Source organism: uncultured Tateyamaria sp. (assembly GCF_947503465.1).
In the GTDB taxonomy this organism is placed as follows: Bacteria; Pseudomonadota; Alphaproteobacteria; order Rhodobacterales; family Rhodobacteraceae; genus Tateyamaria.
Genome location: NZ_CANNDN010000001.1, coordinates 1,859,687 through 1,873,620, shown reverse-complemented (window position 1 = coordinate 1,873,620; position 13,934 = coordinate 1,859,687). Strand labels below are relative to the sequence as shown.

The window sequence follows — 13,934 nt, the reverse complement described above, 5'->3', positions numbered from 1 at the left end:
GAAACACGCCCGAGTCGCGCAAAGGGTTTGTCACAGGCCGCACGACGTCGTGTCCGGCTGTCATCTTTCTGTCACGCTGGCGGGCACACCACGTTGCCGAACCGGTCAAAGTCCATGGCCGGGTTGACCCAGACAAGGGAACTGTCCGGGTCATTCGCATCACCTCGGTACACACGGTTGTCCACGAGGGTCTCGCATTCGGCAATCGTGCCCACGGCCTCGGCCACATCGGCGACAGGCACGCTTTTCATGCCCTGCCGGTCCTGCCACGCGCGGATCATCGCGTTGGTGATGCACCCGGGCGTGCGTGCGCCCAACTGGCACCGCGCGGCGGACCGGTCGCGCATGAAGATGGTGGCGTGGTCGTCCAGGGACGGCAGGGAACTGTCGGCGCCAACGGGAATGGGCGCATTGACAAAGGCCGCATAGGGGGATCGCACCGCGCGCAGGTCAATGTCGCACGTGTCTCCCGCGGCAAAGCAGGCCTGGGCCAGTTGCTCCAGTTGGTCCAGCGCAACCAATGCGACATCCTGGGCATCCTCGACCTGCCGAAAGGCTGCCGCGTCGGTCAACGCGACCAGTTCGACGGCACAGGTTTCGGCGCAGACACGTACCGGCGCCGCGTATCCGCCGCGGTCGGCCAGTGCGACGGTCAGGTCGTCGTACAATGTCTCGTACGCCCCCATCAGGGCCGCAAGATCCTCGTGTTCGTCCAGATCCGATTGGCGGGCGTCGGCGGCGGGGTAGTTTGCCAATGCCTCATACGGGCTGATCGAGATTTCGAACAGCTTGCCCGCGTCGCGCGCTGCGGTGGCAAGTTTGCGGATGCGGGCGATGGCCTGATCGGCGTCGGCGGGCAGGTCGCTGTCGGCCAGCGGATCGGGGGCAACCGCCGGTTGGTCTTCTTCGTCGGTTCCGGCGTTGACCGGCACGGGCGTGGACTGCGTGGCTGATCCCCCCTCCTGGAAAAACGTCAGATCGCGCTCATAGCTGCTGGATGACGCGGTCTGGTCCGATCCCGCCGCGACCGACGCTTTCTGCCCCCAGCCCTCGCCCGTGACCGAGGCGCGCATGGTCTCGCGCTCTTCCTTGCTCGAGGTTTTGACGACAGACACCAGATAGGCCCGCGCGCCGCTGACCGCGGCGGACACGTATCCGTCGCCGCATATGCGCCGGAACGCGTCGGGGTCCGATGCCGCCAGCGCCGCGGCCTGATCTGTCAGGCTGACGGCGGGGCCGACGGCCTCGGGGGCGGGGGCCCCTGTCACCTGCGTCTCGGCGGGCGCGGTGTCGGTCACCAGATCGGGCGGGGCCACGTACACGCTGTCGTTCAACACCTCGGCGCGCACCACATAGGTGACGCTCATCGACGTGATCTTCGAGTTTTTCGAGATCGACGCCTTGCCATCCACCTTGGCGCCAAAGGCACGGACGGTTGTGGATGCCGACACGTCCATTGCCTTCGCCAACGTATAGCTGTCCGACACTTCGCGGATGGTGATGTTGCTGGTCTGCGCACCACCGCTGCCTTCCGAAAACAGGATGCACTCCGTCGGGATCGCCTCGCCGCGCTGCTCGCTCCATCCCCACCCCAGCTTGACCACGTCGGGGGCCGCCACCGCAAAGCTGCCGGGAATGTCGCTGCGTCCGCTGGACCGGGTCGACAGGGATGGCGCCGACGCAAAGGACAGGTCCATCGCGTCGCCCGTCTGCTCGGATTGGGCGCCCGCCAGGGCGGGGGCCAGGCCCAGGGCGATGGCAAGGGCGGTCCGGATCGAATGGTGCATGAAAGATAGTCCCACTTTATGTCTACGATTGGGTGTCTGCGCCGCGAAACGCTCCGTCGCCGGAGACACCAAAAATCGGTTGCAGATAAATAGCTTACGGCAAAAAACGCGCACAGGTCAAAACACTGTCGCCGGCCAAGGACGGCGGACCCGTTGACCATAGGTCAACCCTTGCCATCGGATCAAGAATTTCGACGCGCCTGCCTGCACCGCAATGGCGGCGCCACGGCTACAGCCTGCGTGTCAAACTGCCATAGGCGATCTCAAGGGCTTCGATCGCCAGCTCGTCCTTCTCGGTCTCGAAGGTGCCAACCGACAATTTGACCGGATAGGCATGGGTCAGCAACCACGACGCACGCGTCTGGCCCTCGGGGTCGATCAGGTCGATGGCGACGTTTCCGGGGGTGATGGGCTTGCCCAGGCTGTCCTCAAGGACGTCGCGTATCCAGACCGCCGTAGGATCCGAGCGTGGCAGGACACCGCGCCTTATCACGACATTCGCCTGTTCCGCTGTCCTGGGCAGCTGATGGTCAAAGCGGTTTTCACCGCCTTCCTGCACGGTCTGAACGTCCAGCGCCGTGGCCAGGCCCGTCACCTCCTGCACCAGAAAGCCGTCGGACGCGCCGACCGGGATCACACGGAAAACAAACGCTGGCGTATGGTGCGGGAGGTCCGACATGGCGGGCTACAACGTCAGATGTCGCGCCCGCGCACCGCGTTCGATGGCCGCTGCGTGCAAACGGTCGATGTTCAGCTCGTACCGGATTTCCTCCAGCAGACGCAGTTCCGCCTCTTCCAAGGTTCCGTCCGCCGCGGCCACGTCACAGGCCAGCGCATAGGCCGTCTCGAACAGCCGCTCGGGCAGGGCCTCGCGGATCAGGCCAAACAGGGCGTCCAGCCCGTCTTCCTGTTCGAACAGGTCAAACACCATCTGCGCCATGCGGTTCAGCCGGTCCAGATCGTAGCCCGCAAAGACGGGCAGGTTGTTCACGGCCGAGTTGATCTTGACCAGTTCGGCGGTGCGGATGTCCTCGTCCGAGGCGGACACGGCGATCATCATTGCGACCAGCGCGTCCTGTGCGGTCAGGGAAAGGTTCGTGTCTGCCATGTCGGTCATCCTTATGGGGTGCTTCACTCCTCAATATTGACGGCAAAGGCAGCCCGCAATAGGTAGCGCCGGGATTGTCCCCGCGGGGACAGCGCCACAGGGCCGCGCATTGGGCGCAGGCCACCACTTGGGACCATACGAGATGTCGAGTTTCCGTGACGCCGCGATGACGAGCAAAGCCTGGCCGTTCGAAGAGGCGCGCCGCTTGCTCAAACGCTATGAAAAGGCGCCGCCGGAAAAGGGTTATGTCCTGTTCGAGACGGGCTATGGCCCCTCGGGCCTGCCCCATATCGGCACGTTCGGAGAGGTGGCCCGCACCACCATGGTGCGCCGCGCGTTCGAGGCGATCTCGGACATCCCGACCAAGCTGATCTGTTTCTCGGATGATCTGGATGGCATGCGCAAGGTGCCCGGCAACGTGCCGAACCCCGACACGCTTCAGGAATACCTGCAGATGCCGCTGACATCGGTGCCCGATCCGTTCGAAACCCATGAAAGTTTCGGCCATCACAACAACGCCATGCTGCGCCGGTTCCTCGATACGTTCGGGTTCGAATACGAGTTCATCTCGGCCCGCGACTTCTATCGCACCGGAAAGTTCGATGAGATCCTGCTGCGCTGTGCGGAGAAATACGATGATCTGATGAAGATCATGCTGAAGTCGTTGCGCGAGGAACGCCAGCAGACCTACTCGATCTTCCTGCCGATCCATCCCGACACCGGCCGCGTTCTGTACGTGCCCATGAAACATGTGGATGCGGCGAACGGCACGGTCACCTTTGACGATCCCGATGGGGGCGAGATGACCCTGCCTGTCACCGGCGGCAACGTGAAATTGCAGTGGAAGCCCGACTTTGGGGCGCGCTGGGCGGCGCTGGGTGTCGACTTCGAGATGTATGGCAAGGAACACGCCACCAACGAAAAGATCTATGACGCGATCTGTCGGGCGCTGGGGGCGCAGCCGCCCAATCACTTCAGCTACGAGCTGTTTCTCGATGATCAGGGGCAGAAGATTTCGAAGTCATCCGGCAACGGGGTCAGCATTGATGAATGGCTGACCTATGCCAGCACGGAATCGCTGTCGTATTTCATGTACCAGAAGCCCAAGACGGCGAAACGCATGTTCTTCGACGTCATCCCCAGGGCCGTGGACGAGTATCACCAGCAACTGCGCGCCTATCCCGGTCAGGACGACACGGGCAAGGCGGCCAACCCGGTCTGGCACATCCATGCGGGCGACGTGCCGGAAAGCGATATGGTCGTGGCCTTTGCGATGCTCCTCAACCTCGCCTCGGTCAGCCAGGCCGAGGACAAGGACAAGCTCTGGGGCTTCATCCGCCGCTACGCGCCCGACACGGGACCCGAGACGCATCCGGGCATGGACACGGCGGTGGGGCACGCGGTGCGGTACTACAACGACTTCGTCAAGCCGGCCAAGGTGTACCGCCTGCCCACGGACGCCGAACGCGAGGCGCTGGAGGCGTTGAAGGCCGAACTGGACGCCTATGACGGACCAATCGAGGACGAGGCATTGCAGTCGGTTGTCTATGCCGTCGGGCGGGATCGGTTTGATCCGTTGCGCGGCTGGTTCACGGCGCTGTACGAAGTGCTTCTGGGGGCCTCGCAAGGTCCCCGGTTTGGCGGGTTCATCGCGCTTTATGGCGTGGCCGAGACGACCGCGTTGATCGAACAGGCCCTTGCCGGAGAGCTTGTGGACTGATCTGTCCCCGCGGGGACAGCCTGCTCTGGCAGGTCACTGAAAATTCATCACTTTGTGAAAGCCAAGCGGGATCAACCGCTTGGCGCTTGCACGGTGGGGTCAGGGAAATTTAACCGTCCATCCGGCAAACTGGTGCGCGAAGGCAGGCGGCGATGTATTCCCTGGAAAATCTGCCCTGCGGGGAGGTTCCGGGTGAACCGGAGAAGCGACGATCCGCGCGCCCGGGATCGCGGGTCCAGCCGCGTGTTCCGGTGGTGCCCGGTCGGTGGCGTTTGCCGGTTTTCCCCGATGCGCTAGCTTGTTTCGCAGCGACAAGGAGGACACAGATGCGCAAATGGATGATGGGGGCCGTTTTGGCCCTGGGCCTGGCCGGTGCCGCGATGGCGCAGGAGACCGAGATCGAAGATGTGATCGGCAGCCAGATCGAAGCCTTCAAGATGGATGATTTTGCGCAGGCCTTTACCTATGCCGCGCCCAACATCCGCGGAATTTTCGGCACGCCCGAGAATTTTGGTCGCATGGTCACCCAAGGCTATCCGATGGTGTGGCGGCCTGCGGACGTGACCTATCTGGACCTGCGCGAAGAGGCGGGGCGGTTTGTGCAGACGGTGCGGATTGAAGACGCGCAAGGCGGGGTGCATTTCCTGGCCTATGCGATGATCGAGACGGCCGATGGCTGGAAGATCGGCGGGGTGCAGATTTTGGAAGCGCCCGGTGTCAGCGCATGAGGGCGTGATGAGAACGGGCGGCGTGCAGGGATCGCGGGGCCGCCGGACCTAGAATTTATTGTGCGTCTGCCTTGTGAGGCAACCTCATTGCGAGGGACGTCGCCGGGGCCTGTTGGTCTGGGTGTTTGCTGGGGGTGTGGGATGTCTGGTTTGCGGACAAACCGTGAATTCGAAGCAGGAGCGGCAATGGCTGGTAATAACAACCGCTCAGCGCAGGCTACGTGTTTCAGACTTTTCAAGTATACTATCCATAATCTGGCTAACCGAGACGGCATCGGCAATCTCCAGTATTGGGTTTTCTCGGTTTCGCAGCGCCTCTAAGGCCGCCCGGAAGCCGTCTGCGGGTGTTGGCATCTGACCATCGTGGAGGACGGTCACATTATCAGGCGGGTAACGAAGCAAAACCCGCCCGCCATTGAGACTAATCTCTCCATGTTCGCAAATAAGTTGCGCTGTCAGCATAACTTCGGGTGCTTCTGCGCTGGCCCATACGTGAACGAGAGCGCCATGCGCCGATGTAAGCGTTGCCTGCCCTTGGCTATCGAAATTTTGATTGAGGCCGCCATACCCTGGTCCAACCTTATCCAGTACACACGACGTAGCACGGAGCGGCCCTAAGATTGCAAGCGCTGCGTCGACCAGATGGATCGCGAGGTCGGTGAAGGCGCCACCACCCATACGCTCAATAGCAATATGAGCTGGCCAGTGTCGTAACCAACCCTCTGATAAACCCGGATGCGCAAAAGCGAAGCGAGCAAAGCGGATGTTGCCAATTTCAGGGCTTTTGCTGGCATCAACGAGTGTTTTGAGCGCAGTGGAGTGGCGTAGGAAAAAGCCGACTTCGACGCGCTTGCCCGCACTGCTGAGCATTTGGCCAATGCCGTCAGCGCGATCACCGTCTAACCCAAGTGGCTTTTCAATGAAAACCGCTGGTGATGAGAGACGCGCGCACACCTCGTCGTGAGATTGGATATCGGTCAGTACAACGGCCAGGTCATGTGGCGGAAGCTCCTCCTGCCTATCAAAGATAGGCGGCAAATCTGTCAGGAGATTGAGTGTCTCAACGTCGACACGAGCCACGCCAACCATCTCAACCCAAGGCAAGTCCCGGCAAACCGATAGATAGTCAGGCGTGTGAACGTGGGACGTACCGATAAAAGCAATGCGCATGCACGGATCATAGGCCGCCCGTTCGATGATGTCTCGTGGAAGCTGACATTTGCGCACCGCGCAGCATCAGTCGAAGAGGGCTCAAAGCCGACCCTAGCCGCGGAGCGGAGATTATCTGGAACTGCGCTCGGACCCGGCATGTATCAGGTCCGGCGCAGGCTTGGCTGGTGCAGCGCTGCTCTAGTCGCGGCGGAAGTGGGATTTCCACTTTTGGTCTGCCCGCACCTGTTTGGCATAAGCGCGGTCCAGCCGGGCCATTTTCGCGACGACAATCGCGATGGCGAGTGTGATGTTCAAGATGATGAGCAAAGAAATGAAGGTGTCCATGAGGTGATCCAAGCGCGTAGGTTTGCGCGCTTTAACCTAGGGCGTATTGACAGAATGTCGCACCACGTTCACGAAAACATGTAGACGATTGTGCGGGTTTACCGGATCACGAACACAGATTGCGTGGCATGGCGCGCCACGCGGGCGGCGTTGGGTCCGATCAGGTAGTCCTTCAGTTCGGGCCGGTGGGCGCCCACCACGATGGCGTCGATGTCCAGGCGGTTGGCCGTGCGGATGATCTGGTCGTAGACCGTGCCTTCGGCCACGTGGATCTGATGTGCGACTTCGGCCGGGATGGTTGTGCTGGCCCAGCGTTCCAGTTCCGCCCGCGCGGCGGCCAGCGCATTCTGCATGCTGTCCGCGGCCATGGACGCGCCGACGATCGCCATGCCTGTGTCCGGCACAACGTTCAGCAGGTGCAGCGTGGCCGCTTCGGCGCGGGCCATGGCGATGGCGGCCTGGGCGCTGCGGGCGGAGCCTTCGGGTGCGTTGACGTCGACCGCCAGGAGGAGCGTTTTGAACATCGTGGGTCCCCTTAGAAGGCCGGTTGGGTGGCGCGGCGGCGTTGGATCAGGACCAGCCCGCCCAAGAGCAGCAGCGCCGGGATGAAGAAGAGTTCCTTGGGCAGCCGGTCGTTTTCGATCTGCACCTGGGTGATCTGCACCGGGCTGTCGCCGTAGAAGTCGTATTCGTTCCCGAGGCTTTCGAAGAAGGGTGTGCCGGGGAAGGGTTCGTCCATAGCGAGGATGTCGCCGTCTTGCAGGAGGGCCAGCCCCTGTGCGTCCAGCGCCCCGGTTGCGTCACCGTTGATGGCGGGCAGGGTGATGGTGGTGGGCCTGAGTTGGCCGCTGTCGAAGTCCGGGCCCTCGACCACGATCCGCAGTTCCCTGTCCGTCTCGGCATTGGCCATGAGTTCGAGTGCGGCGGGACCGGAGGCGGTTTGGTATTTCTCGCTGACCTGGTCGAGCAGGTAGTCGGGCCGGAACAGCATGAAGGCGATCACCAGCAGCGCCACCGTTTCCCAGGCTTTGCTTTTGGCGATGAAGTAGCCCTGGGTTGCCGCCGCGAAGAGCAGCATGGCAATGAGGGATATGAAGAACACGAGGATTGCCTTGGCAAAGCCCACGTCGATCAGCAGCAGGTCGGTGTTGAAGATGAAGAGGAACGGCAGGAGCGCCGTGCGGATGTCGTAGGCAAAGCCCTGGACCCCTGTCTTGATCGGGTCGCCGCGTGAGATGGCCGCCGCCGCGTAGGCGGCAAGGCCGACCGGGGGCGTGTCATCCGCGAGGATGCCGAAGTAGAACACGAACAGGTGCACCGCGATCAGGGGGAAGATGTAGCCCGCGGACGCGCCCACGGTGAGGATCACCGGGGCCATGAGCGAGGACACGACGATGTAGTTGGCCGTGGTGGGCAGGCCCATGCCGAGGATCAGCGACATGATGGCGACGAGGATCAGGAGGATCCAGATGTTGCCGCCTGCGATCACCTCGACCACCTGGCCGATGACCTGGTGCGCACCCGTCAGGCTGATCGTGCCGACGATGACGCCTGCAGCGCCCGTCGCGACGCCGATGCCGATCATGTTGCGCGCGCCGAGGATCAGCCCCTCGATAAAGTCGCGCCAGCCTGCGACGGTGGCGTGGCTGAATGCCTCGCCCCGGAACAGCGCCTTGAGCGGGCGGTGGGTGAGTGCGACGATGATCATGAAGATCGTGGCCCAGAAGGCCGAGAGCGACGGCGACAGCCGGTCGAGGCTGTCGGTGCGCACCATGAGGTTCCACACGAGGATGAAGATCGGGAGAGAGAAGTAGGCACCGCCGAGGAGTGTGGGTGTGAGCCTGGGGGCTTCGAGTTCACCGTCCGGATCGTCCATCGCCACATCCGGGTAGCGGGAGGCGAAGTAGACGAGCGCGAGGTAGAGGAGGGCAACGACGACAATTGCGCCGTAGACGCTTTCGGTCATGAAGGTGTCGAGCACGTTGCGCAGGCCGATCATCAGGAAGGTGCAGGCCCCAAGAAAGATGAACCCGGACAGGAAGAGGATCAGGATGAGGACCGGGCCGATGTGGCGGCCTGCCTTTTTCAGGCCCTGCATCTGCATCTTCAACGCTTCGAGGTGCACGATGTAGAGCAGCGCGATGTAGCTGATGACCGCAGGCAGGAAGGCGTGCTTGACCACGTCGATGTAGGGGATGTTGACATATTCGACCATGAGGAAGGCGGCCGCCCCCATCACGGGCGGCGTCAGCTGGCCGTTGGTGGACGACGCCACCTCGACCGCGCCGGCCTTTTCCGCCGGGAAGCCGATGCGCTTCATCAGCGGGATGGTGAAGGTGCCCGTGGTCACGGTGTTCGAGATGGACGAGCCGGAGATCATGCCGGTGAGCATCGACGACAGCACCGATGCCTTGGCCGGGCCGCCGCGCAGGGCACCCAGAAGGGCGATGGCCACCTTGATGAACCATGACCCGCCGCCTGCGCGGTCGAGTAGTGCGCCGAAGAGGACAAAAAGGAAGATCATGGACGTGGAGACGCCCAAGGCGACGCCGAACACGCCTTCGGTCTGCATCCAGTAGTGGCCGAGGGCCTTTGACAGGGATGCGCCGCCATAGTTCGTGATTTCGCGTGCCCATTCGGAATAGCCGCCGAAGAAGGCAAACGCGATGAAGGCGGACGCGATGATGACGAGGGGCAGACCGAGGGACCGGTAGACGGCGACCAACAGGACGATCATGCCGATGGAGGACATGACGATGTCGGATGTGCTCCAGAGGCCGGGGCGATCTGCAATCTCGAACCGGAAGACGACAAGATACAGGCAGGAACTGACCCCGAGTATGATCAGCGCCCAGTCATAAAGCGGGATGCGGTCGCGGGGGGAGGATTTGAACAGCGGAAAGGCGAGCGTTGCCAGCATGATGGCGAAGGCGAGGTGCACGAAGCGGGCCTGGGCTACGATATTGGCGAAGATGCCCACGCCGGTGGCCTGCGCCACGATGCCGGGGACCTGGGACGCGATGTAAAGCTGGAACAGGGACCATGCGATGCATGTGCCGATGATCAGCTTGGCCTGCCATGCGGCAGAGGGGGTGCGTGCGCCGGTGTCGGCCTCGGCCACCAGATCGTCGGCGGATGGTGCGGCTGTGTTCTGATCGGTCATGATGGGTCCCCCGCGCGGGCTTTATGCACCCGTCTGCTGTCTGTCGTCATGAAATGTGAAACGCCCGAAGCGATGGCTCCGGGCGTTTGCAAGGTCTGGATTAGTCCATCAGACCCAGTTCTTTGTAAGCGCGTTCCGCACCGGGGTGCAGTGGTGCGCTCAGGCCGTCCTGAACCATCTGGGCCGGGTCCAGATTGGCAAATGCCGGGTGCAGGCCGCGGAAATCGTCAATGTTTTCCATGACCGCCTTGGCGACGACGTACACCGTGTCTTCGGGCACGCTGGCAGAGGTGACAAAGGTGGCACCCACACCGAAGGTGGTCGTGTCGCCGTCCGTGCCCGCATACATGCCGCCGGGAATCGTCGCCACGCGATAGAACGGGTTGTCCGCGACAAGCTGGTCGATGGGCGCGCCGGTGACGGAGACAAGTTTCACGTCACAGGTTGTCGACGCTTCCTTGATCGCTGCGGCAGGGTGACCGATGGTGTAGATCATCGCGTCGATGTTGCCGTCGCAAATCTCCTTGGCCATTTCGGAGCCCTTGAACTCGGTCGCCAGAGCGAAGTCGTCCATGCCCATGCCGAAGGCTGCCATGACAACCTCCATCGTGGCGCGCTGACCGGAGCCTGCGTTGCCGACATTGACGCGCTTGCCCTTCAGGCCTTCGAAGCTGTCGATGCCGCTGTCACTGCGCACGACAAGCGTGAAGGGTTCGGGGTGGACCGACATCACGGCGCGGATATCGGGGAAGGCCGCGTCGCCCTCGAATTTCGAGGTGCCGTTGAACGCGTGGTGCTGCCAGTCGGACTGGGCCACGCCGAACTCAAGTTCGCCCGCCTTGATCGTGTTGATGTTGTAGACCGAACCGCCCGTCGATTCCACGGCGCAGCGGATGCCGTGTTCCTTGCGGTCCCGGTTCACCAGACGGCAGATTGCACCGCCCGTGGGGTAGTACACGCCGGTCACGCCGCCGGTGCCGATCGAGATGAATTCCTGCGCGGTGGCGATGGGCGCTGTCATCAGCGCGCCCGCGACAACCGCGGCACCCAGTTTTAGTTTTGCAAACATAGATGGTTTCTCCCAAATTTTTGGTGTGACGTGGCCCGGTTGGTGTCCGGGCACTTGGTTTGGTGCATACACCCTGTGCAAGAATCCGGGCGGGTGCAACCTTTGCGCGCCAAAAATGAGACGCACGGCGCGCGCGGGGGCTTTTCCGGGCTGAAAAATCGCGACATTCTGCTGTGGCGCGCGGCCTGTGTCCGCGCCTGCAAGGATGACCGGACCATGAGCCATGTTTTCCCCCGCAATTCAAAGGCCCCGCCACCGATGGTGGCGCGCGGTCAGGGGCCGTATCTGTATGACACGACGGGAAAATCCTATCTCAATTGTGGTGATGCGGCGGTGTCCTGTCTGGGTCATGGGGATCCTCATGTGACCGGCGCCATCACGGCACAGCTGGATCAGGTGGCCTTTGCCCACACGGGGTTCTTTACCTCGGACCCTGCGGAACGGTTGGCGGAGCGGTTGGTGGCGGCGGCCCCGGAGGGGTTGGACCGGGTGTATGTCGTGTCCGGCGGGTCAGAGGCGATGGAGTCGGCCCTGAAGTTGGCGCGCCAATACGTGATCGAGAGTGGGCAACCGACACGGACCCGCGTGATTGCCCGCCGCCAGAGTTATCACGGCAACACGTTGGGTGCGTTGGCCACCGGCGGGAACGCGGCGCGGCGTGCGCCATTTGATCCGCTGCTGATGGAGGTGAGCCATGTGTCGCCTTGTTATGCCTATCGCGGGCAGGCGGAGGGGGAGCCCGATGCGGTCTATGTCGACCGGCTGATTGCCGAGCTGGAGGCCGAGATTGACGCGCTGGGTCCGGAGACGGTTCTGGCCTTTGTCGCCGAGCCTGTCGTGGGTGCGACGCTGGGGGCGGTGCCACCTGTCGCGGATTACTTTGCCCGGGTGCGCGAGGTCTGTGACCGGCATGGTATCCTGCTGATCTTTGACGAGGTGATGTGCGGGATGGGCCGCACGGGCACAATGTTTGCCGCCGAGCATTACGGGGCCGTGCCCGACATCTGTGCCATCGCGAAGGGGTTGGGCGCGGGGTACCAGCCCATTGGTGCGATGATGTGTTCGGCGCGCATTCACGACACGATCCGGGACGGGTCGGGCTTTTTCCAGCATGGGCATACCTATCTGGGCCATCCGGTGGCCTGTGCGGCCGCCCTGGCCGTGCTGGAGCGGTTGCTGGATGATCGCGTTCTGGATCGGGTCACGCCTGTGGGCGAGGCGCTGCACGATGCGCTGGCCGATCGGTTCGGGCAGCATGCGCATGTGGGTGACATCCGGGGCGTGGGCCTGTTTCGCGCCATCGAACTGGTGCGGGACCGGGGGACAAAAGCGCCCTTTGACCCGGCTGACAAGGTGCATGCCCGCCTGAAGGCCGCGGCATTCGAGGCCGGGCTGATCTGTTATCCGATGGGCGGAACCGTGGACGGCACCCAGGGCGACCACGTGTTGCTGGCCCCGCCTTTCATCCTGGAGGACGCACAGGTGGGCGAACTAGTGGACAAGCTGGACCGTGCCATGCAGGCCGTGTTCGCCTGACCCCTATTCCGCCGCGTGCACCTTCGGTTTGGGTTCGGTGTCGTGATCTTCGTGCAGGGGGCGCAGGCCTGTGATCAGCCGCGCGCCCTTGGAGAAGGTCAGGTACGACCAGAACCAGTTCATCGCGACGAAGACCGGGTTGCGTACGCCGATCAGGAAGTAGATGTGCGCGACGCCCCAAAGCCACCATGCCACAAAGCCCGACAGGCGGATGCTGCCGAAGTCGATGACGGCGGCGTGCCGTCCGATGGTGGCAAGGTTGCCTGCATGGCGGTAGCGGAAGGGTTTGGTATGTTTGCGCCCGGCGGTCAGTGCCGCGATGCGCTTGCCCACGAACTTGCCGCCTTGCTTGGCTGCGGGCGCGATGCCGGGCACATCAAGCCCGTCTTTCCACGGCACCTGCGCCGCGTCGCCGATCACGTAGACATTGGGCGCATCCGGCAGGCTGAGGTCCGGGTTCACCGGCACGCGGCCCGTGCGGTCGGTGGCGGCGTCGAGCCAGCGGCCCACATTCTTGACGGCCACGCCCGCGCCCCAGACCTTGGTGGCGCAGGGGATGAACTGGTCGGGCAGTTGAACGCCGTCTTCGCAGATGTCTTCGACCCGCGTGTCGACCATCACCTCGACGCCCAGCTTTTCCAGTGATTTCTGGGCCTTGGTCGACAGTTTCTCGGGGAACGCCTTGAGCAGGCGGTCGCCCGCTTCGATCAGGATGACGCGGGCGTCGCGGGAGTTGATCCGGTGGAAGTCCGCCGCGAGCGCGTGGTTGGCAAGTTCGGCGATGGCGCCTGCCATCTCCACCCCGGTGGGGCCGCCACCGACCACGACAAATGTCAGCTGGCGGCGCTGTTCGGCGTCGGAGTTCGAGATTTCGGCCCGTTCGAAGGCCATGAGCACCTGTTTGCGGATCTCGGTTGCGTCGATGATGCGCTTGAGGCCGGGGGCGTGCTTTTCCCATTCGTCCCGCCCGAAGTAGGAGTGGTGCGCGCCGGAGGCCACGATCAGGTGGTCATAGTCGAACTGCCCTTCTTCGGTGATGACCTTTTGCGCGGTCTTGTCCACGTCCAGCACTTCGGTCAGGGCCACCGTCACGTTCTGCTGGTTCGAGAAGATGCCCCGGATGGGCCAGGCGACGTCAGCAGGCGACAGGTCAGCGGTGGCAACCTGATACAGCAGCGGCTGAAACAGGTGGTAGTTGCGCCGGTCGATCACCTTGATGTCCACGGGCGCGTTTTTCAGCGCGCGGGCGGCGGCAAGGCCACCGAAGCCTGCGCCGATGATGACGACCTTGGGGCGGGTTTGCTTGACCTTTGACATGGGCGACCT

At 63.1% G+C, this 13,934-nt stretch carries 11 protein-coding genes; 3 read left to right on the top strand and 8 right to left on the bottom strand.

All coding sequences use genetic code 11. The features are described from left to right. Positions 1–71 precede the first annotated feature (71 nt). The 3 genes from Q0844_RS09435 to Q0844_RS09425 all read right to left on the bottom strand — a co-directional run bounded on the left by Q0844_RS09435 (position 72) and on the right by Q0844_RS09425 (position 2,895). Positions 72–1,787, bottom strand: coding sequence for a hypothetical protein (locus Q0844_RS09435; protein ID WP_299044205.1), 1,716 nt, complete (start codon positions 1,785–1,787; stop codon positions 72–74). Between the two features lie 229 nt (positions 1,788–2,016). After that, positions 2,017–2,466: a phage tail protein gene (locus Q0844_RS09430; RefSeq protein WP_299044204.1), complete on the bottom strand. Its 450-nt coding sequence runs from the start codon at positions 2,464–2,466 to the stop codon at positions 2,017–2,019. Positions 2,467–2,472: 6 nt separating this feature from the next. Then, a complete protein-coding gene (locus Q0844_RS09425; RefSeq protein WP_299044203.1) occupies positions 2,473–2,895 on the bottom strand; it encodes a tellurite resistance TerB family protein in 423 nt (140 codons plus the stop codon). Between the two features lie 142 nt (positions 2,896–3,037). Here Q0844_RS09425 and Q0844_RS09420 point away from each other — a divergent pair, with 142 nt between their 5' ends. Further along, on the top strand, positions 3,038–4,615 hold the full coding sequence (locus Q0844_RS09420) for a lysine--tRNA ligase (RefSeq protein WP_299044201.1): 1,578 nt from the start codon (positions 3,038–3,040) through the stop codon (positions 4,613–4,615). Positions 4,616–4,941: 326 nt separating this feature from the next. Continuing rightward, entirely contained in the window at positions 4,942–5,343 is a 402-nt protein-coding gene (locus Q0844_RS09415; protein ID WP_299044200.1) for a DUF4864 domain-containing protein, read from the top strand. Positions 5,344–5,550: 207 nt separating this feature from the next. Here the strand turns inward: Q0844_RS09415 and Q0844_RS09410 are convergent, their stop codons facing one another. From Q0844_RS09410 to Q0844_RS09395, 4 genes are all read right to left on the bottom strand, one after another. After that, complete coding sequence (locus tag Q0844_RS09410) at positions 5,551–6,513, bottom strand: Gfo/Idh/MocA family oxidoreductase (RefSeq protein ID WP_299044198.1); 963 nt, start codon at positions 6,511–6,513, stop codon at positions 5,551–5,553. 425 nt (positions 6,514–6,938) lie between these two features. Then, positions 6,939–7,364, bottom strand: a complete 426-nt coding sequence (locus tag Q0844_RS09405; RefSeq protein WP_299044197.1) for a universal stress protein — start codon at positions 7,362–7,364, stop codon at positions 6,939–6,941. Positions 7,365–7,375: 11 nt separating this feature from the next. Beyond that, positions 7,376–10,003 (bottom strand): TRAP transporter permease, encoded by a 2,628-nt coding sequence (locus tag Q0844_RS09400; protein ID WP_299044196.1) that lies wholly within the window; start codon positions 10,001–10,003, stop codon positions 7,376–7,378. 100 nt (positions 10,004–10,103) lie between these two features. Beyond that, positions 10,104–11,072, bottom strand: coding sequence for a TAXI family TRAP transporter solute-binding subunit (locus Q0844_RS09395; protein WP_299044194.1), 969 nt, complete (start codon positions 11,070–11,072; stop codon positions 10,104–10,106). A gap of 216 nt (positions 11,073–11,288) precedes the next feature. Between Q0844_RS09395 and Q0844_RS09390 the strand changes: the two genes are divergently transcribed. Beyond that, entirely contained in the window at positions 11,289–12,608 is a 1,320-nt protein-coding gene (locus Q0844_RS09390) for an aspartate aminotransferase family protein (RefSeq protein ID WP_299044192.1), read from the top strand. Positions 12,609–12,611: 3 nt separating this feature from the next. Here Q0844_RS09390 and Q0844_RS09385 read toward each other — a convergent pair whose 3' ends face one another. Continuing rightward, positions 12,612–13,925 (bottom strand): NAD(P)/FAD-dependent oxidoreductase, encoded by a 1,314-nt coding sequence (locus Q0844_RS09385; RefSeq protein WP_299044190.1) that lies wholly within the window; start codon positions 13,923–13,925, stop codon positions 12,612–12,614. Positions 13,926–13,934 lie beyond the last annotated feature (9 nt).

What these genes read in the sequence shown, in the direction of transcription:
- Q0844_RS09435 (WP_299044205.1), bottom strand. Translation starts at nt 1,787, where the DNA reads ATGCACCATTCGATCCGGACCGCCCTTGCCATCGCCCTGGGCCTGGCC.
- Q0844_RS09430 (WP_299044204.1), bottom strand. Translation starts at nt 2,466, where the DNA reads ATGTCGGACCTCCCGCACCATACGCCAGCGTTTGTTTTCCGTGTGATC.
- Q0844_RS09425 (WP_299044203.1), bottom strand. Translation starts at nt 2,895, where the DNA reads ATGGCAGACACGAACCTTTCCCTGACCGCACAGGACGCGCTGGTCGCA.
- Q0844_RS09420 (WP_299044201.1), top strand. Translation starts at nt 3,038, where the DNA reads ATGTCGAGTTTCCGTGACGCCGCGATGACGAGCAAAGCCTGGCCGTTC.
- Q0844_RS09415 (WP_299044200.1), top strand. Translation starts at nt 4,942, where the DNA reads ATGCGCAAATGGATGATGGGGGCCGTTTTGGCCCTGGGCCTGGCCGGT.
- Q0844_RS09410 (WP_299044198.1), bottom strand. Translation starts at nt 6,513, where the DNA reads ATGCGCATTGCTTTTATCGGTACGTCCCACGTTCACACGCCTGACTAT.
- Q0844_RS09405 (WP_299044197.1), bottom strand. Translation starts at nt 7,364, where the DNA reads ATGTTCAAAACGCTCCTCCTGGCGGTCGACGTCAACGCACCCGAAGGC.
- Q0844_RS09400 (WP_299044196.1), bottom strand. Translation starts at nt 10,003, where the DNA reads ATGACCGATCAGAACACAGCCGCACCATCCGCCGACGATCTGGTGGCC.
- Q0844_RS09395 (WP_299044194.1), bottom strand. Translation starts at nt 11,072, where the DNA reads ATGTTTGCAAAACTAAAACTGGGTGCCGCGGTTGTCGCGGGCGCGCTG.
- Q0844_RS09390 (WP_299044192.1), top strand. Translation starts at nt 11,289, where the DNA reads ATGAGCCATGTTTTCCCCCGCAATTCAAAGGCCCCGCCACCGATGGTG.
- Q0844_RS09385 (WP_299044190.1), bottom strand. Translation starts at nt 13,925, where the DNA reads ATGTCAAAGGTCAAGCAAACCCGCCCCAAGGTCGTCATCATCGGCGCA.